25 protein-coding genes, 1 other RNA gene and 2 other annotated features are annotated in these 25416 nt (G+C 48.3%); of the genes, 24 read left to right on the top strand and 2 right to left on the bottom strand.

Annotated features, from left to right (window positions below; translation table 11 throughout):
• Window positions 1–7: 7 nt before the first annotated feature.
• From dtd to B3M90_RS06740, 7 genes are all read left to right on the top strand, one after another.
• Window positions 8–457 (top strand): D-aminoacyl-tRNA deacylase, encoded by a 450-nt coding sequence (dtd, locus tag B3M90_RS06770; RefSeq protein WP_214853089.1) that lies wholly within the window; start codon window positions 8–10, stop codon window positions 455–457.
• A 45-nt stretch (window positions 458–502) separates the two neighbouring features.
• Window positions 503–724, top strand: a binding site (T-box leader).
• Between the two features lie 42 nt (window positions 725–766).
• Window positions 767–2047 carry a histidine--tRNA ligase gene (gene hisS, locus B3M90_RS06765; protein ID WP_214853092.1) on the top strand — a complete coding sequence of 427 codons (1281 nt, stop codon included), beginning with the start codon at window positions 767–769 and terminating at the stop codon, window positions 2045–2047.
• A complete protein-coding gene (gene aspS / locus B3M90_RS06760) occupies window positions 2044–3810 on the top strand; it encodes an aspartate--tRNA ligase (RefSeq protein ID WP_290783116.1) in 1767 nt (588 codons plus the stop codon). Before hisS ends, aspS begins: the two co-directional genes overlap by 4 nt.
• Window positions 3811–3872: 62 nt before the next feature.
• On the top strand, window positions 3873–4457 hold the full coding sequence (locus B3M90_RS06755) for a DNA-3-methyladenine glycosylase (RefSeq protein ID WP_290783114.1): 585 nt from the start codon (window positions 3873–3875) through the stop codon (window positions 4455–4457).
• 289 nt (window positions 4458–4746) lie between these two features.
• Window positions 4747–5931, top strand: a complete 1185-nt coding sequence (locus B3M90_RS06750) for a DASH family cryptochrome (protein ID WP_290783112.1) — start codon at window positions 4747–4749, stop codon at window positions 5929–5931.
• Between the two features lie 73 nt (window positions 5932–6004).
• Window positions 6005–6194: non-coding RNA, 6S RNA (gene ssrS / locus B3M90_RS06745), on the top strand.
• A gap of 93 nt (window positions 6195–6287) precedes the next feature.
• Window positions 6288–7052 carry a tRNA threonylcarbamoyladenosine dehydratase gene (locus B3M90_RS06740; RefSeq protein ID WP_290783110.1) on the top strand — a complete coding sequence of 255 codons (765 nt, stop codon included), beginning with the start codon at window positions 6288–6290 and terminating at the stop codon, window positions 7050–7052.
• A 10-nt stretch (window positions 7053–7062) separates the two neighbouring features.
• Here the strand turns inward: B3M90_RS06740 and B3M90_RS06735 are convergent, their stop codons facing one another.
• Window positions 7063–8400 carry a replication-associated recombination protein A gene (locus B3M90_RS06735; RefSeq protein ID WP_290754944.1) on the bottom strand — a complete coding sequence of 446 codons (1338 nt, stop codon included), beginning with the start codon at window positions 8398–8400 and terminating at the stop codon, window positions 7063–7065.
• Window positions 8401–8460: 60 nt separating this feature from the next.
• Between B3M90_RS06735 and cymR the strand changes: the two genes are divergently transcribed.
• The 4 genes from cymR to B3M90_RS06715 are packed head-to-tail and all read left to right on the top strand — an operon-like array spanning window position 8461 to window position 11826.
• Window positions 8461–8868: a cysteine metabolism transcriptional regulator CymR gene (gene cymR, locus B3M90_RS06730; protein WP_290783413.1), complete on the top strand. Its 408-nt coding sequence runs from the start codon at window positions 8461–8463 to the stop codon at window positions 8866–8868.
• Window positions 8869–8881: 13 nt separating this feature from the next.
• A complete protein-coding gene (locus tag B3M90_RS06725) occupies window positions 8882–10009 on the top strand; it encodes a cysteine desulfurase family protein (protein ID WP_396136358.1) in 1128 nt (375 codons plus the stop codon).
• A gap of 16 nt (window positions 10010–10025) precedes the next feature.
• On the top strand, window positions 10026–11147 hold the full coding sequence (mnmA, locus tag B3M90_RS06720; protein ID WP_029342234.1) for a tRNA 2-thiouridine(34) synthase MnmA: 1122 nt from the start codon (window positions 10026–10028) through the stop codon (window positions 11145–11147).
• 13 nt (window positions 11148–11160) lie between these two features.
• Window positions 11161–11826 (top strand): tetratricopeptide repeat protein, encoded by a 666-nt coding sequence (locus tag B3M90_RS06715; RefSeq protein ID WP_058703823.1) that lies wholly within the window; start codon window positions 11161–11163, stop codon window positions 11824–11826.
• Between the two features lie 44 nt (window positions 11827–11870).
• Here B3M90_RS06715 and B3M90_RS06710 read toward each other — a convergent pair whose 3' ends face one another.
• Window positions 11871–12419: a VOC family protein gene (locus B3M90_RS06710; RefSeq protein ID WP_214859649.1), complete on the bottom strand. Its 549-nt coding sequence runs from the start codon at window positions 12417–12419 to the stop codon at window positions 11871–11873.
• A gap of 116 nt (window positions 12420–12535) precedes the next feature.
• On the opposite strand from B3M90_RS06710, the gene B3M90_RS06705 reads away from it, so the two are divergent.
• From B3M90_RS06705 to fabF, 13 genes are all read left to right on the top strand, one after another.
• Entirely contained in the window at window positions 12536–14761 is a 2226-nt protein-coding gene (locus tag B3M90_RS06705; RefSeq protein ID WP_290783108.1) for an ATP-dependent RecD-like DNA helicase, read from the top strand.
• Between the two features lie 42 nt (window positions 14762–14803).
• Window positions 14804–15014: a binding site (T-box leader), on the top strand.
• A 57-nt stretch (window positions 15015–15071) separates the two neighbouring features.
• Window positions 15072–17714, top strand: coding sequence for an alanine--tRNA ligase (gene alaS / locus B3M90_RS06700; RefSeq protein WP_290783106.1), 2643 nt, complete (start codon window positions 15072–15074; stop codon window positions 17712–17714).
• Between the two features lie 34 nt (window positions 17715–17748).
• Window positions 17749–18018, top strand: a complete 270-nt coding sequence (locus B3M90_RS06695; protein ID WP_029342229.1) for an IreB family regulatory phosphoprotein — start codon at window positions 17749–17751, stop codon at window positions 18016–18018.
• Window positions 18015–18437 carry a Holliday junction resolvase RuvX gene (gene ruvX, locus B3M90_RS06690; RefSeq protein WP_056062458.1) on the top strand — a complete coding sequence of 141 codons (423 nt, stop codon included), beginning with the start codon at window positions 18015–18017 and terminating at the stop codon, window positions 18435–18437. Before B3M90_RS06695 ends, ruvX begins: the two co-directional genes overlap by 4 nt.
• Before the next feature lie 14 nt (window positions 18438–18451).
• Window positions 18452–18739, top strand: a complete 288-nt coding sequence (locus B3M90_RS06685) for a DUF1292 domain-containing protein (RefSeq protein WP_023468909.1) — start codon at window positions 18452–18454, stop codon at window positions 18737–18739.
• The gene (locus B3M90_RS06680) at window positions 18726–19019 is read left to right on the top strand and encodes a DUF1292 domain-containing protein (RefSeq protein WP_023468908.1); all 294 of its coding nucleotides are present in this window, start codon (window positions 18726–18728) and stop codon (window positions 19017–19019) included. The genes B3M90_RS06685 and B3M90_RS06680 overlap by 14 nt, the downstream gene beginning before the upstream one ends.
• A gap of 78 nt (window positions 19020–19097) precedes the next feature.
• The gene (gene mltG / locus B3M90_RS06675; protein ID WP_290783104.1) at window positions 19098–20246 is read left to right on the top strand and encodes an endolytic transglycosylase MltG; all 1149 of its coding nucleotides are present in this window, start codon (window positions 19098–19100) and stop codon (window positions 20244–20246) included.
• A gap of 71 nt (window positions 20247–20317) precedes the next feature.
• Window positions 20318–20956, top strand: a complete 639-nt coding sequence (locus B3M90_RS06670) for an O-methyltransferase (protein WP_081780346.1) — start codon at window positions 20318–20320, stop codon at window positions 20954–20956.
• Window positions 20957–20972: 16 nt separating this feature from the next.
• A complete protein-coding gene (udk, locus tag B3M90_RS06665) occupies window positions 20973–21620 on the top strand; it encodes a uridine kinase (protein ID WP_214853116.1) in 648 nt (215 codons plus the stop codon).
• Between the two features lie 56 nt (window positions 21621–21676).
• On the top strand, window positions 21677–22150 hold the full coding sequence (greA, locus tag B3M90_RS06660) for a transcription elongation factor GreA (RefSeq protein WP_029342224.1): 474 nt from the start codon (window positions 21677–21679) through the stop codon (window positions 22148–22150).
• Window positions 22151–22202: 52 nt separating this feature from the next.
• The gene (gene mtnN / locus B3M90_RS06655; RefSeq protein WP_035406568.1) at window positions 22203–22901 is read left to right on the top strand and encodes a 5'-methylthioadenosine/S-adenosylhomocysteine nucleosidase; all 699 of its coding nucleotides are present in this window, start codon (window positions 22203–22205) and stop codon (window positions 22899–22901) included.
• 107 nt (window positions 22902–23008) lie between these two features.
• On the top strand, window positions 23009–23953 hold the full coding sequence (locus B3M90_RS06650; RefSeq protein WP_214853126.1) for a beta-ketoacyl-ACP synthase III: 945 nt from the start codon (window positions 23009–23011) through the stop codon (window positions 23951–23953).
• Between the two features lies 1 nt (window position 23954).
• Window positions 23955–25193 carry a beta-ketoacyl-ACP synthase II gene (gene fabF, locus B3M90_RS06645; RefSeq protein WP_214853128.1) on the top strand — a complete coding sequence of 413 codons (1239 nt, stop codon included), beginning with the start codon at window positions 23955–23957 and terminating at the stop codon, window positions 25191–25193.
• Window positions 25194–25416 lie beyond the last annotated feature (223 nt).

The following is a 25416-nucleotide window of genomic DNA, read 5'->3' as shown; positions in this document are numbered from 1 at the left end:
ATCCGTCGTGCGAGTTGTATTACAACGAGTCAAAGAAGCAAGTGTCACAGTCAATCAGGAGGTCATCGGTCAAATCAAACAAGGATTTCTCTTGCTCGTCGGTGTCACACACGAAGACACGATCGATCAGGTGAACTGGTTAGCTGATAAAATCGCAGGACTCCGTGTGTTTGAAGATGAGGAAGAACGGATGAATCGCTCGTTACAGGATGTCGACGGTCAGATTCTATCCGTCTCGCAGTTCACGCTGTATGGTGATGTCAAAAAAGGACGTCGTCCAGCCTTCACGGAAGCGGCGAAACCGGATGTTGCCAATGAGTTGTATGAAGCGTTCAATGAACGTCTTCGTGCGCAAGGACTGACGGTCGAGACAGGTCAGTTCGGTGCCATGATGGATATCGCGCTCATTAATGATGGACCTGTAACGTTGATTCTTGAAAAAGAAGCAAACGCTTGACAGGAACCGAGAGACGAGGCAATATTAGACGTAACCAAATGATTCATACGACCGAAGACGAAGAGGAGTAATCAAGACCTCGTCTGCTTAGAGAGTCGCCCCTTGGCTGAAAGGGCGAACAGACGAACTCGATGAAAGACCCTTCCGAGGTATCTTCCTGAACCGATAGTAGGGAAGGTCGTACGCAGGCGTTAACTGCACCGAGTGGTCAAATGTGATTTGACAACCAGGGTGGTACCACGGGATCTTCAAGTTCTCGTCCCTTTGCGGACGAGAACTTTTTTGTATTCAAAAAAGGAGGAATTTGAGATGAAATTACCACGCGGTACGTTTGATGTCCTTCCAGGAACAGTCGAACGTTGGCAGTACATCGAACAACAATTACGTGAAATTAGTAAGCGTTACAACTATAAGGAAATCCGGACGCCGATTTTTGAGGAGACAGAACTTTTCAAACGTGGCGTTGGTGAGACGACGGATATCGTTCAAAAAGAGATGTTCATGCTTGAGAAACGCGGAAAAGACCAGTTGACGTTACGCCCGGAAGGAACGGCTGCCGTCGTTCGTTCATTCGTGACGAACAAACTGTTCGGTTCACCGAACCAACCAACGAAATTGTTCTACATCGGGCCGATGTTCCGTTATGAACGTCCGCAAGCAGGACGTTTCCGTCAGCTCCACCAATACGGAGTTGAAGCACTCGGAAGTGAACAACCGGCCATCGATGCGGAAGTCATCAGTCTCGCGATGAGCATCTACCGTTCATTCGGATTGAAGCATCTTAAACTGGTCATCAACACGCTCGGGGATAACGAAAGTCGCGCCGCACACCGGGCAGCACTCGTCGCTCACTTTAAACCAGTCGTTCACGAATTATGTCAGGACTGTCAGAACCGTCTCGAAACGAATCCACTTCGTGTCCTTGATTGTAAGGTCGACCGCGATCACCCGAGCATGGCAACAGCACCATCGATTCTCGATTACTTAAACCCGGCATCAAAAGCGTATTTCGACGAAGTATTGCTTCACTTAGATGCACTTGGTATCGAGTATGTCGTTGACCCGACGCTCGTTCGCGGAATCGACTATTACAATCACACGGCGTTTGAAATCATGTCAGAAGCAGAAGGTTTCGGAGCAATCACGACACTGTGTGGTGGTGGTCGTTACAACGGTCTCGTCGAACAGATCGGTGGACCAGCAACACCGGGAATCGGATTCGGAATCGGTATCGAGCGTTTATTGATGGCGCTTGAGAATGAGAACGTCTTACCGGCAGTCGATGATCAAATCGATGTCTTCATCGTCGCGCAAGGCAGTGACGAAGTCGAAAAGACAGCAACACGTCTCTTACAATTGATGCGTCTTGAAGGACTTGTCGCGGATCGCGATTATCTCGGTCGGAAGTTCAAAGGACAATTTAAGGCAGCAGATCGCTTGAAAGCACGTTACACGGTCATCCTCGGGGATGAAGAAGTCGAGCGTGGTGCAGCTGCCCTCAAAAACATGGCTACAGGGGAACAGACGGACGTTCCGTTATCAGCAGTCGCTGATACGATCGTCGCGAAATTAAAGGAGGAAGCACAATGATCGGACGCACGCATATGAACGGACAGGTGACAGAAGAAGTCATCGGACAACACGTTCAACTTAAAGGATGGGTTCAAAAACGACGTGACTTAGGAGGATTGATCTTCCTTGATCTCCGTGACCGTAGTGGCATCGTCCAAATCGTCTTCCAACCGGAAAACGAGCAGGCACACCGTCTTGCCGAATCGATTCGTTCGGAATATGTCCTCGATATTAAAGGACATGTCATCGCACGTGAGAATCCGAACCCGAACATCCCGACTGGACAAGTCGAGGTCGTCGCGGATGAAGTCGTCATCTTAAACGCAGCGAAGATGACACCGTTCCCGATCAGTGAAGAAGCGGAGCAGACGTCAGAAGATTTACGTCTTAAATACCGTTACCTCGACTTGCGTCGCCCATCGCTCCAAGAGACATTCCGTCTCCGTTCGAAAGCATCGAACATCATGCGGAACTTCCTCGATGAGCAAGACTTCCTTGAAGTCGAGACACCGATCTTAACGAAATCAACGCCAGAAGGCGCACGTGACTATCTCGTCCCAAGCCGGGTTCACCCGGGCGAGTTCTACGCCTTGCCACAATCTCCACAATTGTTCAAACAATTGCTGATGGTGTCTGGTTTTGAGCGGTACTTCCAAATCGCACGTTGTTTCCGTGATGAAGACTTACGGGCAGACCGTCAACCTGAATTCACGCAAGTCGACATCGAGACAAGCTTCATGGACATCGAAGACTTGTATGCAATGATGGAGTCGATGATGACACGCGTCATGAAAGAAACGCTCGGAAAAGATATCGTGACACCATTCCCACGGATGCCGTATGCAGAAGCAATGAGCCGGTATGGTTCGGATAAACCGGATACACGCTTCGGTCTCGAATTGATCGATGTCGCGGATGCCGTCAAAGGAGCAGGATTCAAAGTATTCGATATGGCACTTGAAGCAGGTGGAGAAGTCAAAGCATTGAACGTCAAAGGTGCAGCTGAACGCTTCTCACGAAAAGACATCGATAAGTTACAAGAATTTACGGCGATTTATGGTGCAAAAGGTCTCGCATGGGTCAAAGTGACAGTGGACGGATTGAATGGTCCAATCGCGAAGTTCTTCGACGAAGAAGCAACCGCTCGCTTGACAGCGGCGACAGATGCGGAAGCAGGCGACTTGTTGTTGTTCGTCGCAGCAAAAGCATCGATCGTAGCAGACAGCTTAGGTGCGCTCCGTCAGAAGTTGGCGAAGGAACTCGACTTAATTGATGAGTCGGTCTTCAACTTCCTTTGGGTGACAGACTTCCCACTTGTCACGTACGAAGAAGAAGATGGTCGTTTCTATGCGAACCACCACCCGTTCACGATGCCGCGTCGTGAGGATCTCGAATTGCTCGAGACGGATCCTGGCAAAGTCCTCGCCGTCGCGTATGACCTCGTCTTAAACGGATATGAGCTCGGCGGTGGATCACAACGGATTTATGAACGGGATATCCAGGAGCGGATGTTCAAGTTGCTTGGCTTCTCAGAAGAAGAAGCAAACGAGCAATTCGGCTTCTTGATGGAAGCATTCGAATACGGAACACCACCACATGCGGGGATCGCACTTGGTCTAGACCGTCTCGTCATGTTACTCGCAGGGCGTTCGAACTTGCGTGATACGATTGCCTTCCCGAAAACAGCATCAGCAAGTGATCTGTTGACGGCAGCACCAAGCCCAGTCTCGGATGCGCAATTAAATGACCTCTCAATTCGTACAGCAGTCAAACAATCGTAAGTCACGACAAGCGAATCTTCCGGTATGGGAGGTTCGCTTGTTTCATGAAGGAGGGCGAACGGATGGAACGACACTTTTTTGAACGGTCTCCAGTTGAAGTCGGACCAGATTTCTTAGGAACACACATCACGGTCGATGAGGTAACGATGCGAATCGTCGAGGTCGAAGCCTATCTCGGTCCTCACGATCAAGCGGCACACTCGTTTTCCGGTAAACCAACGAAACGAACGGCACCGATGTTCGGTCCACCCGGACATTTATATGTTTATTTCACGTATGGTATGCATCACTGTATGAATATCGTTTGTGGACATGAAGGGGAAGGATACGGACTGCTGTTACGAGGTGCCGAAATCATCAGAGGGCACGATCAGGTCGCTAAACGCCGTTTTGGTTGTTCCTACGCGGAATTGACTGCGATTCAAAGACGAAATCTCGTCAATGGACCGGCAAAATTGTGCCAAGGATTCGGTCTAACGACTGCTGATTCAGGTCAGGATCTTTATCAAGACCGGTTTCGACTCGTTGCCGACCCGGTCGATGCAATCGTCCAGACGACACGCATTGGTATTCCAAATGCTGGAGAAGCGACGGCCTATCCATGGCGTTTTTATGTCGACGCGAGTGAAGGTGTCAGTAAACGTTAAAAAATGGACGCTCCGATCAGGAAGCGTCCATTTTTTATTTAGGATTGTTGATTGATTTTTTAGCTTGTTGTTTTTTATAGAATTTATAAACGATTGGCCCAACCGTCGTTACAAGCGTCACTAATGTTCTGAGTTTACCGCGTTTTGCAGCCATTGATCCATTCACTCCTCTGATTTGTTGTAGTAATCATATTCCACGAAAACAACGTCTTAAAACCTCGTCGGCACATCGATTGGTTTTCTAAGTCCCTTGGTCGGGTCATAGTATAAGAGAAGGGAGCCGATCAATATGGGAGCAGTCGTCTGGTACCGCAATGATTTGCGTGTCGATGATCATGAAGCACTTCGAAGCGCATGCGAAGAACAAGATACGATTCGGGCAGTATACGTTAAAAATCATAAGGGACAGCTGTTTGAAAGAGGCGCACAACAAGCGAAATTCGAAGAAGAGTCATTAGCGAATTTAGCCGATCATTTGTCTCAAATCGGAATTGCATTAGATATTTTAGAGGGGAAGGTGAATGAGGCACTTGATTCTTATCTCCAAGCGGATGATACCGTCTATTTCCATAAGATGACTGGAACAGAAGAAGTGGCAAGTGAACAGTATATCGAAGACAGATATGCCGTCCGTTCTTTTGAGACACAGACACTACATCGCCGGGAAGATATCGGAAGTGACGAACTGAAGCGCGTCTTTACAGCGTTTCGAAAACGTGTCGAGGCGAAAGGAACCTTCTACGATCCACTTGATCCACCAACCGGTATTCGATTAATAAGGGAGGAATCAGTCAAAGCGGATCCAGAGATCGCGTTCCCGTTCCGTGGTGGAGAATCAGCGGGGAGAGCACGTCTTCAAGAATACTTTGTTGATCCTGTATTCATCTATAAAGAAACACGTAATGGTTTTTTGCGAGATGATTCTTCGAAGTTATCTGCCTGGCTAGCGAACGGATCGCTGTCACCGCGTCGCGTCATGGCTGAATTGCAGGAAGCCGAGCGAAAAAAGGGAGCAAATGAATCAACGTATTGGTTGTATTTCGAACTGTTATGGCGTGACTTTTTCCATTTAACGATGCGTGAGACAGGAAGCCGTCTGTTCCGGTCGAGTGGATTACAAGACGGTCAATACACGTGGAAGACGGACCAGCTAGCTGTCGAACGTTGGATAGAAGGAAAGACCGGTGTTCCGTTCGTCGATGCCTTCATGAACGAGATTCGCGAGACGGGATGGATGTCGAACCGCGGCAGACAAATCGTTGCCAGTTATCTGATTCATGAATTAAAGCAGGACTGGCGCATCGGAGCACGATATTTCGAACAACAGTTGATCGACTATGATGTCGCTTCGAACTATGGCAACTGGGCGTTCATCGCGGGTGTTGGGAATGCAACACGCACACCACGATTTGATCCCGCATTCCAACAACAACGATATGATCCGAATCAACAGTTCACGAAACGTTGGACCTAAAAAAGCATCTTTTTCTGGAGTGGGAAGTAGTTGCATTTCAGAGGGGAGGATGCTATATTAAATGCATCAGATGGGGTTCCTGAATTGTACGAGAGCCGCCTTTTATCTTTGAGCCACTCTTTTTTGATAGGGAGTTTGACGTTCCAACTAGTAGTACATGCCTCGTAACACAGCAGGAGGACGTACGAATAGGAATCGGATAAGACACCCACCTGCACAGCAGGTTCAAAAATAAGGTATCGACACGGCACTTCGGGTCCCATCGTCTTATTATTTTATTGTTCGACACGTCGCATGACGTTTTTTTTTATGATATAATTCCGAGTAAAACAGTATGAGTATTGTGAGGTTATGAGATGTTACATCAATTTTCGCGTAATGAACTAGCAATCGGTAAAACTGGACTTGACGCATTGGCATCCAAGTCTGTCGCTATTCTGGGAATCGGCGGTGTTGGTTCGTTCTCAGCAGAAGCACTTGCCCGTAGTGGTATAGGTCGTTTGATTCTCGTCGATAAGGATGATATCGATATTACAAACGTTAACCGACAAATTCATGCCTTGCTTCCGACGGTCGGTCAGCCGAAGGTCGATGCGATGGCAGAACGTCTTGCGTTAATCAATCCAGACCTTGAAATCGTTCGTTTAAAGATGTTCTACAATGAAGAAACATTCGAGTCGTTCTTTGAACAGCAGCCGGATTATGTCATCGATGCATCGGACACGGTCTCGTTCAAAATTCACTTGATTCAAGAATGTAAGAAACGTAACATTCCGATCATTTCGAGCATGGGGATGGCAAACAAGATGGATCCGACACGCATTAAGATCGTTGACATCAAAGATACAAGTTATGATCCTCTGGCGAAGGTCATCCGGACGAAACTTCGAAAAGCCGGTATTCATAAAGGCGTTCCTGTTGTCTTTTCCGATGAACCGCCCGTTAAGATCATTGAAGAAGTCCGTCAAGTTGTCGGAAACGATGCAGCTGCGATTCGTAAAGCGAAGATGCCGCCGAGTTCGAACGCATTCGTGCCTTCAGTTGGTGGATTGATTGCAGCGAGCTACGTCATCAATGAGATCGTCCGTGAAGCTGGCGTGACGATCGAACGCGTTCGTTAAAAAAGCGACCTTATGGTCGCTTTTTCTGATGTGTGGCTGTTTGTTTGTTCCAAAAATCGAGTCGAGCCTGCAGTTGTTTTTCAAAACCGCGTGGGCTTGGACGATAAAAGATGGGTTTGGTCCGGGCAAGGTTTTCTGGCCAATAATTCTGTGGCACATAGGCATGTTCGAAGTCGTGCGGATATTGGTAGGTGACGCCATTCCCAAGTGCCGCTGCACCCGGATGATGGGCATCGCGCAGGTGTGGGGGAACAGGTCCACCATCTGAACGACGGACGAGCGTCAATGCTTGGTCAATGGCTGAGATGACGGCATTCGATTTCGGTGCTGTCGCGAGATATAGGACCGTTTCAGCAAGCGGAATCCGAGCTTCCGGGAAACCAACGTATTCGCACGCGCGCGCACAGGCATCGACCATCAATAACGCTTGCGGATCAGATAGACCGATGTCTTCTGCCGCATGGACATAGAGACGACGAACGATGAAACGGGGACTTTCACCGGCTTCAATCATGACGGCGAGCCAGTAGAGCGCGGCGTCCGGATCGGAACCACGAATCGATTTAATGAAAGCGGAGATGACATCATAATGACGATCGCCGTCCTTATCATACTTCAATGCCTTTTGCTGAATCGATTCCTCCGCGACAGCGAGATCGATCGTGATTTGACCATCGATTTCCGGAGTCGTCAAGACGGCGAGTTCGAGCGCATTCAATAATGCCCTGTAATCGCCATCTGACAACTTGACGTAATGATCGATCGCGTCCTCCGTGATCGTGATCGGATATTTGCCAAGACCACGCTCTTCGTCCTTCAGGGTTCGGTCGAGGACGATTCGTAAATCGTCTGCCGTCGGGGGCTCGAAACGAAATACCGTTGCTCGTGATAAGAGAGCAGCATTGACTTCAAAACTCGGATTTTCAGTCGTCGCACCGATCAACGTGATCGTACCCGCCTCAAGTGCCGGCAGTAAGGCGTCTTGCTGCATCTTATTGAACCGATGGATCTCATCGAGAAAGAGGATCGTTTTTTGATCCTCGAACTGAAGACGAGCCTCGGCTGCTTTTAAAATCTCCCGTAATTGTTCCAGTTTTGCCGTGACCGCATTCAATTGCTCGAATGCTGATTTCGTATAACTGGAAATGACACGTGCGAGCGTCGTCTTACCGGTGCCCGGTGGACCGTAAAAAATGACGGTCCCGAGACGGTCGGCTAAGATGGCGCGCCGCAAAAGCGTCGTCTCTCCGATTAGATGGCGTTGTCCGACGATTTCATCAAGATTCTGCGGACGCATCCGATTTGCGAGCGGTCCGGCAGGAGACTGGGATTCAAATAAATGTGCCATACACATACGCTCCTTCCACTTTTAGCTACTACTATACTAGAAAGGATGATCCTTCGCATGATGAAAATCTCGACGAAAGGGCGATATGGTCTGACGATCATGATCGCACTCGCAAAAGAAGCTGAATCAAAACCATTGTCCTTAAAAAAAATCGCCCAGATGTATGATTTATCAGAGCACTACCTCGAGCAATTGATCGCACCACTTCGAAATGGGGGTCTCGTCAAAAGTGTCCGCGGCGCTTATGGCGGGTATAAGCTCGGTCGTGAAGCACAAAACATTACGGCGGGTGAAATCATCCGCCTGCTTGAAGGACCACTCGTCGTCGTCGAAGTCGATGCTTGTGACGAGGTCACGAAACGCAAACTTTGGGATAAAATCCAACAAGCGGTCGATCAAGTACTCGATTCAACGACACTACAAGACTTAGCAGAAGAAGACGATACAGGATACATGTTCTATATTTGAGAGGTGAATACGAATGAATTACTTTGACCATTCGGCGACGACGCCGATGCGTCCAGAAGTCCTTGAGGCGATGACGCCTTATTTGCTCGAACAGTACGGGAATCCATCAAGTGTCCATGCGGCTGGTCGTTCTGCTCGGGCGGCGATCGACAATGCACGCCGACAGATCGCACAAGAATTAAATGCGAAACCAACCGAACTGATTTTCACGAGTGGTGGAACGGAGTCGGATAACTACGCCATCTTCGGTGCGGCTGAGGCAGCGCTTGAAAAAGGGCGTCATCTCATTACGACACGGTTTGAGCATCATGCCGTACTCCGTGCGTTCGAAGAGCTTGAAAAGCAAGGCTATGATGTCACATATCTCGATGTACCGTCGTCTGGCGTTGTGTCGTTGACTGCCTTACAAGAAGCAGTTCGGGAAGATACGATACTCGTCTCGATCATGTTTGGTAACAATGAAGTCGGAACGATCCAGCCAATTGCGACATTCGGTCAATTTTTACGGGAACGCGGTATTTTGTTTCATACGGATGCGGTGCAAGTGTTCGGCAAACAAGCAATCGATGTTGAAGCGTTACAGGTCGATCTCTTATCCGCGTCTGCTCATAAAATTAACGGTCCAAAGGGAATCGGACTATTGTACGTGCGGACTGGTGTGAAGTTAGCACCTCACACGTTCGGCGGAGAACAAGAACGCAAGCGTCGTGCTGGTACAGAGAACGTACCGGGAATCGTCGGTTTAGCGAAGGCGCTCGAACTGATGGTAGCGGAGCGTGATCAACAACAGGATCAGATCACACAGTTGCGTACCGTCTTGCTGACTCGATTAGATGAAAGTGGTATCAAGTATGAAGTCAACGGTATCGAGGGATTACCGAATGTCCTCAATCTTTATTTCCCGCAAATCGAGATCGAACCGTTCTTGATCATGCTCGATATGCGGCAGATGGCGGTATCGAGTGGGAGTGCATGTACGGCAGGGTCTGTCGAACCTTCGCATGTCCTGTCGGCGATGTATGGCGAAGATGAACGAACGCGCGCATCTGTTCGGATCAGCTTTGGGCACGGAAATGATGTTCCGCAAGTCGAACTACTCGCACAAGCCTTGCAAGATGTCGTAAAATCGTTTCAGAATTAACTAAGAGGTGAAATGAATGAATACACGAGCGAAAGCCCCGAGTGAAACGACAGTCGTCGTTGGGATGTCGGGCGGTGTCGATTCGTCTGTGACGGCTCATTTATTAAAAGAGCAAGGCTATAACGTCATCGGGATCTTCATGAAAAACTGGGATGACACGGATGAGAACGGCTTTTGTACGGCGACGGAAGATTATGAAGACGTCATCGCCGTAGCCAATCAAATCGGCATTCCGTATTATGCGGTCAATTTTGAAAAAGAGTACTGGGATAAGGTCTTCACGTACTTCCTCGATGAATATAAACTCGGTCGGACACCGAATCCAGACGTCATGTGTAACAAGGAAATCAAGTTCAAAGCGTTCCTCGATCACGCGATGCGCCTTGGTGCCGATTTCGTCGCAACAGGTCATTATGCACGTGCTGTCTATGAAGATGGAGAACATAAATTGCTTCGAGGCGTGGATGCAAATAAAGATCAAACGTATTTCTTGAATCAATTGTCGCAAGAGCAAATCGCGAAGGCGATGTTCCCAATCGGTCACATGGAAAAATCAGAAGTGCGCCGGATTGCAGAAGAAGCGAACCTTGCAACAGCTAAGAAAAAAGACTCGACCGGTATTTGCTTCATTGGCGAGCGGAACTTTAAACAGTTCCTCGGTCAATACCTACCGGCACAACCCGGTGAGATGCGGACGCTTGACGGCAACGTCATGGGTCGTCACGATGGATTGATGTACTATACGATGGGGCAACGCCACGGGCTTGGTATCGGTGGAGACGGAGAACCTTGGTTCGTCGTCGGAAAAAACCTAAAAGAGAACATTCTCTATGTCGATCAAGGATTCCATAACGAATTATTGTATTCGGAAGGATTACTTGCTTCAGATGTCAGTTGGACATCAGAACGTCCAGTCGGTGAGACATTCCGTTGCACAGCAAAATTCCGTTACCGTCAACAAGACACAGCCGTCACGGTTCGTGTCCTTGAAGATGGACTCGATGTTTCGTTTGACGAACGTCAACGGGCGATCACACCAGGACAAGCGGTCGTGTTCTATGATGGAGACATCTGCCTCGGTGGTGCGACGATCGATGCAGCCTATAAAGCAGGCGAACGCCTCGCTTATCTAGCGTAAGGAGCAAAAGAAGATGAACTATAATGAAGTAGGGTTCCGGCATCTAGAAGCTGGAAATTATGAATTAGCAGCGCAAGCTTTTAATGATGCGATCGAACAAAACCCAAAAGATCCGACAGCATACGTCAATCTTGGAACATTACTGCAATCGATGAACGACGCTGATCGTGCCCTTCGTTTTTATGACCGGGCACTGATGATCGATAATACGTTCGCGAGTGCCTATTATGCGAAAGGTGCTCTGTTCTTTGCTGCCGATCAACTCGTCGAAGCAGAGGAATCATTGCGCGCAGCCTTATTATATGGACTTGATGACGCTGATCTCCATTTCATGCTAGGGATGACGTATCAAAAACTCGGTGATCCAGTACGCGGCTTACCTCGTTTACAACGCGCGTCAGAACTAAACGGTGTCGATATCGAGATCGCATTCCAATACGGACTTGCCTTAGCGCAAAACGAGAAGTTGGAAGAAGCGGTCGAGATGTTCGAGCATGTCTTGATGCTGGACGAAACGCATACAGATGCACGCTATAACTATGCGATCGCCCTTGCCTTCCTCGGTCAACAGGAAGCGTGTTACGCAGAACTTGAAGCCGTTCTTGCCTATCAGCCGGAACACGCCCTTGCACGAGATGCGAAAGCGAAGATGGATGCGTTATTAAAACAAGCAGACTGATTCAAAAAAGACGATTCCAAATGGAGTCGTCTTTTTTACGCTATTTAATTCCCGACTTCACGAATGACGCGAAGTGGAGGTCCGGAAAAGTCTTCATAGGCTTCATCCATGTTTTTCGTATACAGTTCGATGACGTTATTTTCTGTATCCTTGAAATAAGCAGAATGCTCTTTTTGATTCGATGTCTCCTGTTCGTCCCATTCTCTGAGCTTCACGGTAATCGATGCTTCCCGCAATTGATTCAAGGCTTGTTGGAACTCGTCCTTCTCAACGTAAAAGGCACAATGAACATGGACACCACCTTCATCGTACAACGTGTCCCATTCGGACACTGGTAAGTGTTTGACGGTCCGTTCTTCCATCGTGAAGTCCCGTTTCAGCCACAGACCGAGTCGAGTGTTACCGCCGATGTAAAGCCACGTTGCCCAAACCCCGTCTTGTTTAGATTGTTCTTTACTTGGTTCCGCATCCTCAGGAGCCCATTGCTCGACGATCGGAATGCCAAGTGTCCCATTCCAAAAACCGACCGCACGGTCCATATCCTCGACTTCAAGTACTAATTCACACAATCCTGCAATCGGTAAACGTGCCATCCTTAAACTCCTCCTCTTAACGAAATGGTTCACGGTATCTTTCCCTGATTTAAAATCCGGTAAACGAATGCTATGATGAAAGCAGCGAATGAAAAAGAGAGAAAGAAGGTGGAGTGATGGAGCACCCCCATCAAGTCGTCGGGCGCGTCAAACGTGTGCTCTTTTCTTCTGAAGAAGAAGCACACTCCATTGTATTGGTCGCCGTCAAAGAAAAGAACTTTGATTTAAAAGAAACCGAGCTCGTCATTACGGGTACAGGAGTCGGAATCGAACTCGGAGGAACGTATCAAGCATTCGGCCGTCTCATTGATCATCCTCGCTTCGGAAAACAACTGAAGGCGGAGCTGATTCGCCGATCGGTTCCGATGACCAAACATGCGACGATCCGCTTCTTGACGAATGGTTCGTTCACCGGCATTGGTCCGAAGACAGCGAAAAATATCGTCGATGCTCTTGGAGAAGAGGCAGTGGATCTCATCTTAAAGGATGAACGGGTACTGAATCAGGTGCCTGGGTTAAAACAAAAACAAGCCGACATCATCTTGAATCGACTCGCGACGCTATACGGTGTCGATCAGTTGATGCTGTTTCTAGCGCCATTTGATGTCACACCGAAGCTGGCGGCAAAGATTTATGCTGCTTATGAAGGGGACGCGATGGCGCGAATACGAGAGAATCCATATTCCTTGATGTATGAAGTGAATGGGATTGGTTTTAAGATAGCCGATCATATCGCCGCGCACCTCGGACTCGTCGGATTACATCCGGAACGCGTCGCTGCTTCGATCATGCACATATTAGAACAAGAAGCGGGCGAGGGACATGCCTTCGCGACGGTCGACTCGCTGTTGCAACGGGCACCCCGTCTGCTAGGGGAAGATCCGGGAGAGCGGCTGGAACAAGCGATCGAACTGTTGCTCGCTGAAGATAAGGTCAAGCTTGAAGAAGGTTGCTTGTATTTACCGACGATCTTTTATGCGGAAGTCCGCGCGGCGAAGGAACTCGCGCGGGTCATGGCGAACGGAGCGGAACAAGAAGTCGATGTCGCGACGATCCTTGAAGCAATCGGGCACCTCGAAGAACAGTTCGGCATGGAATATGCCGCGCAACAGCGAGAAGCGATTGAGTTAGCGGTCAAAGCGCCGCTGATGGTCTTGACTGGTGGACCGGGTACCGGTAAGACGACTGTCATCAAGGGAATTTTGCATGCGTTGCAAGAAATTCATGACTGGCCGCTTGAGAAGAGTCGCGTCAAGACAGGAGAGGTCTATCCATACGTCCTTGTTGCACCGACGGGACGTGCCGCTAAACGTCTGTCGGAAGCAACGGACGTGCCGGCGATGACGATTCACCGTCTATTGAAGTATGATGGAACGAACTTTCAACTGAATGAGGATCAGCCGATCACGGGAAAAGTACTGATCATCGATGAATCGTCGATGATTGATATCTACTTGTTATCGAGTTTGCTTCGCGCCGTCCCGAATGGCATGAAGATCTTGTTCGTCGGTGACCGCGATCAATTGCCATCCGTCGGTCCAGGACAGGTGCTGGCAGACTTGATGGATACGGAAGGAATTCCCGTCGTCCGTTTGAGCGTCGTCCATCGTCAAGCAGAAGATTCTTCGATATTGCGTCTTGCGCACGATTTGAAGAACCGGACGACGTCTGCTGATTTGTTATCACCACTTGCGGATCGCCGCTTCTATACTGCGTCTCCGCAAGAGACGTTACGGGGCATCTCGGCCTTCGCGGAAAAAGCACTCGCAAAAGGCTACTCGAAATTCGATGTCCAGGTCCTCGCGCCGACCTACCGGGGTCAGGTCGGGATCGACGAATTGAATGTCGCCTTGCAACGCGTCTATAACCCGGAGGAACCGAAGAAACGGGAAGTCAAACAAGGAACGCGGATTTACCGGACCGGGGACAAGATTCTCCAGCTCGTCAACAATGCGGAAGAAAACGTCTATAACGGAGATATCGGCGAAATCGTCAATATCTTCTTCGCTAAAGAGAATGTCGATAAAGTCGATAAAATCATCGCCCGGTTCGATCAGACGGAGGTCGAGTACAACCGGAGTGATTGGGATCAATTCACGCACGCCTATGCGATTACGATCCACAAAGCGCAAGGATCCGAGTTTCCGATCGTCTTGATGCCGGTCTATTTCACGGGGGCATTCAAGCATTCCCGAAACTTGATTTATACGGCGGTCACCCGTGCGAAGTCGAGTTTGTTATTGTTCGGCGACCCACGAGCGTTTCATAAAGCGTCGCAAGAAGAGGAGCCGCGGCGCCGAACACGATTGATCGAACGACTCGGTGGGGTGACAAAGACTTGACGGATGCTGTTCGATAGGTAATAATCACGATAGATGAATGGACGTAACACGTTGATGGAAGATAAGTAAAAGGAAAACTCGAGTCCAGAGAGAAGTGAGTCTGCTGCAATCACTTTCTCGAGTCCCTTTGAAGCTCCTTCCGGAGTCAGGTGTAAACACCTGCGGGTCATCCCCGTTATCAGATGTTCGAGGTAGGCAATAGGTTGCTTACGAACGAGGGTGGTACCACGGAAGCGATGCTTTCGTCCCTTTTCAGGGATGAAAGCATCGCTTTTTTGCGTCCAAATAAAACCAATGGAGGTAACTGTTCATGAAAGCTCTAAAACCATTAACGGGTGCACAAATCCGTCAGATGTATCTTGATTTCTTCCAAAGCAAAGGGCATGCGATCGAACCGAGTGCTTCACTCGTGCCGGTCGAGGATCCATCGCTCTTGTGGATCAACTCGGGTGTTGCAACACTCAAGAAATATTTTGATGGTCGTGTCATTCCTGATAATCCACGTATCGTCAACGCACAAAAATCAATCCGGACGAACGATATCGAAAACGTCGGGAAAACAGCGCGTCACCATACGTTCTTCGAGATGCTTGGAAACTTCTCTGTCGGTGATTATTTCCGTGAAGATGCAATCAAATGGGGTTGGGAACTCTTGACGAGTGATGACTGGTACGGTCTTGACCCAGAACGTCTTTCGGTCACGATTCATCCGGAAGATGATGCAGCGCGTCAAATCTGGCTTGAACTCGGTGTACCGGCTGAGCGGATCATTCCGCTTGAAGATAACTTCTGGGAAATCGGTGAAGGTCCATCTGGTCCGAATACGGAAATCTTCTTCGATCGTGGTCCAGCTTTCGGAGACGATCCGAACGATTCAGAACTTTATCCAGGTGGCGAAAACGAACGCTATCTCGAGATCTGGAATATCGTCTTCAGTCAGTACAACCACGACGGACACGGCAACTACACGGAACTTCCGCGTAAAAACATCGATACTGGGATGGGACTCGAACGGATGGCGTGTGTCATGCAGGACGTGCCGACGAACTTCGATACGGATCTGTTCATGCCGATCATTCATAAGACAGAAGAAATCAGCGGTAAAATCTACCGTGATGATTCGAAACTCGATGTAGCATTCAAAGTCATCGCAGACCACATCCGTACTGTGTCATTCGCGATTGGTGATGGTGCTCTTCCTTCGAATGAAGGACGTGGATATGTCCTTCGTCGTTTACTACGCCGTGCGGTTCGTTATGCGAAAATGCTTGGGATCGAACGTCCGTTCATGTATGAACTCGTTGATACGGTCGGGAACGTCATGATTGACTTCTACCCACAAGTTCCGGAAAAAGCGGACTTCATCAAACGCGTCATTAAAAACGAAGAAGAACGTTTCCATGAGACGCTTCATGACGGTCTTGCAATCTTGAACACGGTCGCTCAGACGTCTAAGGCGAACGGTGAGCATGTCATCAGTGGTGAAGATGCGTTCCGTCTGTATGACACGTATGGTTTCCCACTCGAATTGACAGTCGAGTATGCGGAAGATCATCAGATGTCTGTTGATGAAGAAGGCTTCAAACAAGCGATGGACGCACAACGTCAACGTGCGCGGGCAGCACGTGAAGAGAGCGGTTCGATGCAACAACAATCGGAAGTCCTCTCGACACTAAAAGATAAAAGTACGTTCGTCGGCTATACCGACCTTAAGGCGGATGCAAAAATCATCGCATTGTTGCATGATGGAGAACGAGTCACAGAAGTGGCTGCTGGTGAAGAAGCGCAAGTCATTCTCGATATCACGCCGTTCTACGCTGAAAGTGGTGGTGAAGTCGCGGATACAGGAACAATCGAAGGCAAAGACTTCGTTCTTGATGTCAAAGATGTTCAAAAGGCGCCAAACGGTCAAAACTTGCATACGGTCATCGTCCGTACAGGAATCGCAACGGAAGCGGCGGATGTCGTTGCAAACGTCGAAGCAGCAGAACGTAAAGCCGTCACGAAAAACCATACAGCAACACACTTGCTTCATAAAGCATTGAAAGACACGCTCGGAACACACGTCAACCAAGCGGGATCACTCGTTTCTCCAGAACGTCTCCGCTTCGACTTCTCACACTTCGGTGCAGTGACACAAGAAGAGTTGACAAAAATCGAACAAGACGTCAACCAAGCGATCTGGGCATCATTACCGGTTGATATCGAAGAGATGAACATCGCTGATGCAAAAGCAAAAGGCGCGATGGCATTGTTCGGTGAGAAGTACGGGGAAACGGTCCGTGTCGTCTCAGCAGGCACATACTCGATTGAATTGTGTGGCGGAATCCACGTCGGAAACACTGCAGAGATCGGTCTGTTCAAGATCGTCTCAGAGTCTGGGATCGGTGCAGGTACACGCCGGATCGAAGCCGTGACAGGTGCAGGCGCGTATCGTGTGATGAATCAACACTTAGAAACACTCGAACAAGCAGCAGCTGTCTTGAAAACGAAAACGACGGAAGTTCCAGTTCGTATCGAAGCACTGCAACAACAACTTCGTGAGACGGAACGGGCGAACGAATCGTTGCAAGCAAAACTTGCGAACATCGAAGCTGCTTCACTAAAGGACGATGTTGAGGAAATCAACGGCGTACGTGTGCTTGCGAAACGTGTCGACGTCTCAGATATGGATGCCCTTCGCGGTATGATGGATGAGTTGAAGAGCTCACTCGGATCAGCAATCATTGTTCTCGGTAGTGCGCAAGGTGAGAAAGTCAATCTCGTCGCAAGCGTTTCAAAAGATTTAATCGACCAAGGCTATCATGCTGGTAAATTGATCAAGGAAGTCGCAACACGCTGCGGTGGTGGCGGTGGCGGTCGCCCTGACATGGCTCAAGCTGGTGGGAAAGATGCGTCGAAATTAGAAGAAGCACTCGCGTACGCTTCACAATACGTGCAATCACTGGCATAATAGAAACGTAGTGTATATGAAAGAGGTGATGAACGTGAGTCAGATGGATCAAACGATGAAATTCAACTTTCCAGAAGACGATAACAAAGCAGCGACACGGGATGTGTTGTTGACGGTCTATCATGCTTTAGAAGAAAAAGGATATCATCCGATCAACCAAATCGTCGGCTATCTCCTATCTGGAGATCCTGCTTACATTCCTCGTCATAATGACGCACGTAACTTAATTCGTAAGATTGAACGTGACGAATTGCTCGAAGAACTCGTGAAATCTTATTTGGCGGAGAGTGGAAATTCAAAATGAAACGTGCAATGGGACTAGACGTCGGTTCGAAGACGATCGGGGTAGCGGTCAGTGACTTGATGGGCTGGACGGCGCAAGGTGTCGAGACGGTCAAGTGGACGGAACCGGATTACCCAGAAGCCTTCAAACGGCTCGATGTCATCATGGAGACATACAATGTCGAAATCCTAGTCATTGGTCTTCCGAAAAACATGAACGGTTCCATCGGTCCCCGTGCGGAGGCGAGTGAAGCCTTTGCGAAGGAAATCGAACAGCATACTGGGCTTGAAGTCGTCTTCATGGATGAACGGTTGACGACGATGCAAGCAGAACGGATGCTGATCGATGCCGATGTCAGCCGCAAGAAACGAAAACAAGTCATCGATAAGATGGCTGCCGTCATGATCCTGCAATCGTATTTGGATCGGGCGAATCGATGAAGGGGGAGAAACCGATGGCTGAAGAAAAACGTCAGTATCTCTTTCCAGATGAAGAGGGCGGCGAACATCTTTTCGAAGAATGGTACCGTTACTCGAGTGAACGGACAGGAAAAACCTATCTATTTCTTGAAATGATCGGTAACCCTGACGAAGGAGCGGATGATCTAATCATCTGTGAGATCGATGAATATGGAGAAGGCGAAGATGATTTTGAATTGAGCCTGATCGATGAAAATGATGAGCAAACTTGGGATGAACTCGAGCTTGCGTTAAAGGAGCGGATCACTGATGCAACAGAATGAGCCAACACGTTACGTAATTCCGGACGGCGAAGGAAATGATTTCGAATTCGTAGAACGTCTGCGTTATGAAAGCCCACGTTCGAGCAAGACATACATCTTCCTCGAGCCAATCGGAGCAGATTATGACGAAGCAGAAGAAGTCGACATCTTCGTTTACGAACTCGACGAATACGGTGATGGAGACAACGACTTCAACCTCGTACCAATCGACGAAGACGATACAGCGACTTGGGATGAAATCGAAGAAGTCTTTAACACGCTCGAAGATCAGTTAGACTAACCCGACTCATGACAGGTGACGTCGTAAGAGACTTTCTCTTACGGTGTCACCTTGTTTTAAGAGAAGAAGGAGGAACCGATGGAGAACGAATGGAAGCAAAATGCTGAAATCGAAAAAAGGCGACGCCGGACATCACGCCGGATCACGCTAATCATCCTTTCTGTATTGTTGACGATTTTTCTAGTTGCCAGTGCGGTCGTCTATGTCTTTTTGAAAAATGCGCTTGAACCAGTCGATGAAACAGCGACGAAATCCGTCAAAGTCGAAATTCCTTTAGGCGCAGGAACGAGTACGATCGCTTCCTTACTAAAGGAAAAAGACTTAATCGCAAACGAGACGATTTTCCGTTATTACGTCCGTTATAAGAATGAATCGTCATTCCAGGCGGGTACATATACCCTGTCACAAGCCATGTCCCCGGATGAAATCATCAATGAATTGAAAACGGGAACGGTCATGAAGGCAGCGGATGTGAAAATCACGTTACCTGAAGGCATCACGATGGATCGTCAAATTGATTTAATCGCGAAAGCGACGAAGTTCAAAGAAGAGACGATTCGTAAAGAATTGACGGATGCGATGTTCATCGATGCCATGATTGAAAAATATCCGATGCTGACGGATGAAGTGAAGAAGAATGGCATCTTGTACGCACTTGAAGGATATCTCTTCCCAGCAACGTATGAGTTCGATAAAGGAAAAAGCATTGATCAAATCGTCGAGACGATGCTCGACGAGACAGAAAAAGTCTACGATGAAAATGAGGATGCCATTCGAAAGTCAGGCATGACCTTCCATGAAGTGCTCAGTCTCGGTTCAATGGTCGAGCGTGAAGCCGCGACACCGAAGGATCGTCGTGAAATCGCAGGCGTCTTCAAAAACCGTTTAGATGATGGCATGAAACTTCAGTCGGACCCGACGGTTTGGTATGGCACTGGCGAGAATACGGCCTTGACGACGCTGAAGGATCTTGAGAATAACTCGAAGTACAATACGTATAAGTACGAAGGAATTCCGATTGGTCCGATTTCAACGGTCAGTAAGGATTCCGTATTAGCTGTCTTGAACCCGAATAAAACAAAATATGTCTATTTCTTCGCCCGTCCACCAAGTGATACACATCCACGAGGACAGATTCTTTACGAAGAGACATATGAAGAACATCAACGAAACGTCGTTAAGTATAAACCGGAATGGGTGGAATACGAAGCGAGTAAAGAGCAATGAGCAACGGGTTGGGTTGAAGCGGGAAGTTCGCTTCAAGTCAGCCTGTTTATGCGGAAGAGGGAGTGAATGGCGTGAAGGATTTCACGACCTATGTCGAATCGATGATTCATCCTCGTGATGCCCTACTAGAAGAAATGGAGCGTTATGCGGAAGAACATCATATACCGATCATCGAGTTGACCGGTTCCGAAGTCTTATTGTCGCTCCTGCGATTACAGCAACCGAAGCGTATTCTAGAAGTCGGAACAGCAATTGGTTATAGTGCGATCCGGATGGCACGTGCGTTACCGGATGCGCGTATTACGACAATCGAACGGAATGCAAAGCGGTATGAAGAAGCAAAAACCTTCATCGCCCGGTCAGATGTGGCGGATCGGATTGACATCATTTTTGGTGATGCAGTAGAATTAGCCGAAACGCTTGAAGACCAGTTTGATGCAGTCTTCATCGATGCAGCTAAAGGACAGTATAAAAAATTCTTTGCGGGATATGGGCGACTCATTCCAGAGGGCGGCGTGCTTTATACGGACAATCTCTTCTTACACGGAGATGTCCTTGAGCCTGACCCGAAGACGTTCGATCGAAGAAGACGTCGGCTCGTGCGTCTCGTCAAAGAATTCACGGTCTGGATGATGGAACAAGAACAATATGATACGACGATTTTTCCACTCGGTGACGGTGTATCCGTCAGTCGGAAAAAGTCGAAATGATGGAGGAACGAATGACATGCAAAAACCGGTAGTAATAGGCGTAGCGGGCGGAACGGGTTCAGGGAAGACGACGGTGGCACGTTCACTTGTCGATGCGTTCCCAAGCGAATCAATCGTCATGATTGAACAGGACGCATACTATAAAGACCAAAGTGAATTATCAATGGAAGAGCGATATCAGACAAACTATGATCATCCATTTGCTTTCGATAATGGTCTTTTGATCGAACACATTCAAGCGCTCCGCGAAAACATTGCCGTTGAAAAACCGGTATATGATTATGTCGCACATACACGTGCTCAAGAAACGATTCGTCTCGAACCACGTGATGTCATCATCGTAGAAGGAATTTTAGCGCTTGAAGACGAACGGTTACGGGAACTAATGGATATTAAGGTGTTCGTCGATACGGATGCGGACGTTCGCATTCTTCGTCGGATGCAACGTGATATCAACGAACGTGGGCGTTCAATTGATTCTGTCGTTGAGCAGTACACGAATGTCGTCCGTCCCATGCATCTACAGTTCTGTGAACCGACAAAACGTTATGCGGATATCATCGTACCAGAGGGCGGTGAAAACCACGTGGCAATCGATTTACTCGTAACGAAAATCCGAGCGATCCTTGATTATCGATCATCACTCGACCAAAGAGGATATTGATTCCAAAAAAGATGTGAATATACTATACTAGTGGAATAAAAAGGAGCGTGACAAAAATGGCAGAAAAGCAATACTACATGACGCTTGAAGGTAAAGCGAACATTGAAAATGAATTGAATGAATTGAAGTCAGTCCGCCGGAAAGAAGTCGTCGAGAACATCAAGATTGCCCGTTCGTTCGGTGACCTTTCAGAGAACGCAGAATATGATTCAGCAAAAGAAGAGCAAGCAATGGTCGAAGGCCGGATTGCTCAACTGGAAGAGATGCTTCGCAACGTTGCCATCATCTCGGAAGAAGAGAAGGATATCTCAGTCGTCGGTATCGGAACGACAGTCACTTTCTTGAGTGTCGAAGACAACGAAGAAGATACGTATACGATCGTTGGTAGTGCCGAAGCAGATCCGTTCACGGGTAAAATCTCGAACGAATCACCAATCGCAAAAAGTTTAATGGGGCACCAAGTCGGAGATCAAGTCTCTGTACCAGCACCAGGCGGCGAATACGCAGTAAAAATTACATCGATCAAATAAAGAACACAGGAGCCGGAGCAATCCGGCTTTCTGTTTGATGGAGGAATGGACCATGCCAATCGCAATCATCGGCGCAATGGAAGAGGAAGTCAACTTATTGCGCAACGAGTTGTCAGAACGTAAAGATACAGTCATCGCAAACTATCATTTTTATGAAGGACTCTTGAATAGCGTTCCTGTCGTCATTTTGAAGTCAGGAATCGGGAAAGTGAACGCTGCGATCGGTACGACATTATTGCTTGACCACTACAAACCAACTGCTGTCATCAATACCGGCTCAGCAGGCGGATTTAAAGAAGGCTTAACGGTCGGGGATGTCGTCGTCTCAACAGAAGTACGTCACCATGACGTAGACGTGACAGCGTTTGGTTACGAATATGGTCAGGTACCTGGAATGCCAGCTGCCTACCAAGCAGATCCAAAGCTCGTAGCAACAGCAGAAGCTGTCATCGAGCGCATGGATGCAATTCGTGTCGTTCATGGATTGATCGCGACAGGTGACTCCTTCATCCATGATTCAGAGCGTGCTGCTCAAATCAAGGCGCACTTCCCAGAAGTCGCAGCCGTCGAGATGGAAGCTGCGCCAATCGCACAAGTCTGTCATCAGTTTGGTGTTCCGTTCGTCGTGACACGTTCGATTTCAGATAGCGCTAATGAAGAAGCGTCACTCTCGTTTGATGAATTCCTCGAGATTGCGTCAATCAATTCCGCTAAAATGGTCATGGAAGTCGTTCGGACGTTAGCAGAATGATGTAGAAGGAAGGGCACGGGAGACCTTGCTCTTCCTTTTTTCTTTGACAAAAGCAAATTAACGCTTTATATTAGTACCAGATACTAATAACCAAAAGGGGATGCCTTATGAAGATCGGGATTGTAGGATTAGGAACGTCTTTGCCATCACGTCGCGTAACGAATGATGAGCTAGCAACGACGCTTGACACAAGTGATGAATGGATTCGGACACGAACAGGAATCGGGGCACGACGAATTGCAGCCGATGATGTGGATGTAACAGACTTAGCGACAGAAGCGGCTCAGAAGGCACTCGATGATGCTAGATTGACAGTAGAGGACATCGGCTTGATCATTGTCGGAACGGCAACAGGACGTGCGTTCCCTTCTACAGCCTGTATCGTTCAAGAGCGCTTGGGAGCACGAGGGGCGACCGCTTTTGATATCAGTGCGGCCTGTAGTGGATTCATCTTCGCATTACAAACAGCTGCAAGCATGTTATCAACAGTCGAAGGAAAACATGCACTGGTCATCGGTGCCGAAAAAATGTCGAGTATCGTTGACTGGTCAGACCGGTCTACAGCGATTTTATTCGGGGATGGTGCAGGAGCGGTCGTCATCGGACAAACTGAGCAAGAGGGATTAAATGCTTTTGAACTCGGAACAGACGGACGTGGAGCCCATCTGTTGTTTAAGGATGTCGATGGACCAATCGAGATGAACGGTCGCGAAGTCTTTAAGTTCGCCGTTCGTAAATTACCGGAAATCGTTGAGAAGGTCATTCAAAAAGCAGACAGCACGCTTGAAGATGTCGATATCTTGATTCCGCATCAGGCGAACCTACGCATCATCGATGCAGCGTGCGAACGACTGCATATTCCGCAAGAAAAAGTCATCGTTACGATCGATGAGCATGCGAATACATCTGCTGCTTCGATCCCACTCGCACTCGAAGAAGCACGTAAGCAAGGTCGTCTGACACCAGGTACGAAACTTGTACTTGCTGGCTTCGGTGCCGGATTGACTTGGGGAGCAGCATATATTACTTGGACTAAAGGAGAGAACACATAAGATGATGAGAAAACGCGTTGTAGTCACAGGAATCGGGGCATTGACACCAATCGGGAATGATGCGAATACATTCTGGGATGCATTAAAAGAAGGAACGAACGGAATTCGTCCGATGGAGCGTCTTGATATCGATGAGTATCCAACGAAGGTCACGGGCGAATTACAGAACTTCGATGTCACAGAATTCATTGAGGCGAAAGAAGCACGTAAAATGGACCGCTTCGTTCATTACTCACTTGTCGCAAGCATGGAAGCTGTAAAAGATGCTGGAATTGATATCAAGTCGATTGCTGAACGTGCAGGTGTCTGGATTGGATCAGGAATCGGTGGCGTTGAAACGATCGAGAAACAAGCGAAAATCTACTTTGAACGTGGACACCGTCGTGTCAGCCCATTCTTCATTCCAATGATGATCCCGAATATGGCAAGCGGTCAGGTATCGATTTATACCGGAGCAAAGGGACCGAATAACTGTTCCGTCACAGCATGTGCTTCAGGAACGAATGCCATCGGAGAAGCACTGCGTGTCATCGAACGTGGTGACGCGGATGTCATGATTGCTGGTGGTGCGGAAGCGCCGATCACGAACTTAGCATTTGCTGGTTTTTGTGCCAACAAAGCGATGTCAACGAACCACGATCCTGAGACGGCAAGCCGTCCATTTGACGAAGGACGTGACGGATTCGTCATGGGAGAAGGGGCAGGAATCTTGATTCTTGAAGAATATGAGCATGCAGTAGCTCGTGGTGCGAAAATCTATGCAGAGGTCAGTGGGTATGGATTAACAGCTGATGCGTACCACATCACAGCTCCGGATCCAGACGGAGACGGTGGAGCACGCGCGATGGCGATGGCGATTCAAGATGCGGGCATCACTCCGGAGGCAGTCGGATACATCAATGCTCATGGAACGAGTACACCAATGAACGACATCCTTGAAACAAAAGCGATCCACAGTGTCTTCGGTGAACAAGCGAAACAACTCGTCGTCAACTCGACGAAATCGATGATCGGTCACTTACTTGGTGGAGCAGGTGGCGTCGAGGCAATTGCGACGATTAAATCATTACAAGAACAAACAGTTCACCCGACGATTCATCTCAAACAGCCGAGCGAAGGCTGTGATCTCGATTATGTGACAGAAGGTTCACGTCACGTCGAAATGACTTATGCGCTCAGCAACTCGCTTGGGTTCGGTGGACACAACGCATCACTCGTCTTCAAACGGTATGAAGCTTAAGCTCAAGCGACTCCCTTGAAACATCAAGGGGGTCGCTTTTTTGATGAAATTCTGATTCAATAGAGAAATGCGTGTTTGACGCAGAAAGGAGTCGTTTATGACTAACATCACAAGAAAAACATCAATCCTGATATTGATCTTATTTTTATTGATTGGTCTCAGTGGTACGCTCATATATCGTCTATCATCATCTCAAAAGACCAAAACAGATCAGGAGACCCAA

The organism is Exiguobacterium sp. UBA6309 (assembly GCF_002439205.1).
Lineage (GTDB): Bacteria > Bacillota > Bacilli > Exiguobacteriales > Exiguobacteriaceae > Exiguobacterium_A.
This window is presented reverse-complemented; position numbering and strand designations above follow the sequence as displayed.

Excerpts from the sequence above, each read along its gene's own strand:
- greA (WP_029342224.1), top strand. The coding sequence starts at position 21,677 with ATGGCAGAAAAGCAATACTACATGACGCTTGAAGGTAAAGCGAACATT.
- B3M90_RS06750 (WP_290783112.1), top strand. The coding sequence starts at position 4,747 with ATGGGAGCAGTCGTCTGGTACCGCAATGATTTGCGTGTCGATGATCAT.
- mtnN (WP_035406568.1), top strand. The coding sequence starts at position 22,203 with ATGCCAATCGCAATCATCGGCGCAATGGAAGAGGAAGTCAACTTATTG.
- udk (WP_214853116.1), top strand. The coding sequence starts at position 20,973 with ATGCAAAAACCGGTAGTAATAGGCGTAGCGGGCGGAACGGGTTCAGGG.
- ruvX (WP_056062458.1), top strand. The coding sequence starts at position 18,015 with ATGAAACGTGCAATGGGACTAGACGTCGGTTCGAAGACGATCGGGGTA.
- B3M90_RS06735 (WP_290754944.1), bottom strand. The coding sequence starts at position 8,400 with ATGGCACATTTATTTGAATCCCAGTCTCCTGCCGGACCGCTCGCAAAT.
- B3M90_RS06680 (WP_023468908.1), top strand. The coding sequence starts at position 18,726 with ATGCAACAGAATGAGCCAACACGTTACGTAATTCCGGACGGCGAAGGA.
- B3M90_RS06755 (WP_290783114.1), top strand. The coding sequence starts at position 3,873 with ATGGAACGACACTTTTTTGAACGGTCTCCAGTTGAAGTCGGACCAGAT.
- hisS (WP_214853092.1), top strand. The coding sequence starts at position 767 with ATGAAATTACCACGCGGTACGTTTGATGTCCTTCCAGGAACAGTCGAA.
- B3M90_RS06710 (WP_214859649.1), bottom strand. The coding sequence starts at position 12,419 with ATGGCACGTTTACCGATTGCAGGATTGTGTGAATTAGTACTTGAAGTC.
- alaS (WP_290783106.1), top strand. The coding sequence starts at position 15,072 with ATGAAAGCTCTAAAACCATTAACGGGTGCACAAATCCGTCAGATGTAT.
- B3M90_RS06705 (WP_290783108.1), top strand. The coding sequence starts at position 12,536 with ATGGAGCACCCCCATCAAGTCGTCGGGCGCGTCAAACGTGTGCTCTTT.
- aspS (WP_290783116.1), top strand. The coding sequence starts at position 2,044 with ATGATCGGACGCACGCATATGAACGGACAGGTGACAGAAGAAGTCATC.
- fabF (WP_214853128.1), top strand. The coding sequence starts at position 23,955 with ATGATGAGAAAACGCGTTGTAGTCACAGGAATCGGGGCATTGACACCA.
- B3M90_RS06650 (WP_214853126.1), top strand. The coding sequence starts at position 23,009 with ATGAAGATCGGGATTGTAGGATTAGGAACGTCTTTGCCATCACGTCGC.
- cymR (WP_290783413.1), top strand. The coding sequence starts at position 8,461 with ATGAAAATCTCGACGAAAGGGCGATATGGTCTGACGATCATGATCGCA.
- B3M90_RS06685 (WP_023468909.1), top strand. The coding sequence starts at position 18,452 with ATGGCTGAAGAAAAACGTCAGTATCTCTTTCCAGATGAAGAGGGCGGC.
- B3M90_RS06740 (WP_290783110.1), top strand. The coding sequence starts at position 6,288 with ATGTTACATCAATTTTCGCGTAATGAACTAGCAATCGGTAAAACTGGA.
- mnmA (WP_029342234.1), top strand. The coding sequence starts at position 10,026 with ATGAATACACGAGCGAAAGCCCCGAGTGAAACGACAGTCGTCGTTGGG.
- mltG (WP_290783104.1), top strand. The coding sequence starts at position 19,098 with ATGGAGAACGAATGGAAGCAAAATGCTGAAATCGAAAAAAGGCGACGC.
- B3M90_RS06725 (WP_396136358.1), top strand. The coding sequence starts at position 8,882 with ATGAATTACTTTGACCATTCGGCGACGACGCCGATGCGTCCAGAAGTC.
- B3M90_RS06715 (WP_058703823.1), top strand. The coding sequence starts at position 11,161 with ATGAACTATAATGAAGTAGGGTTCCGGCATCTAGAAGCTGGAAATTAT.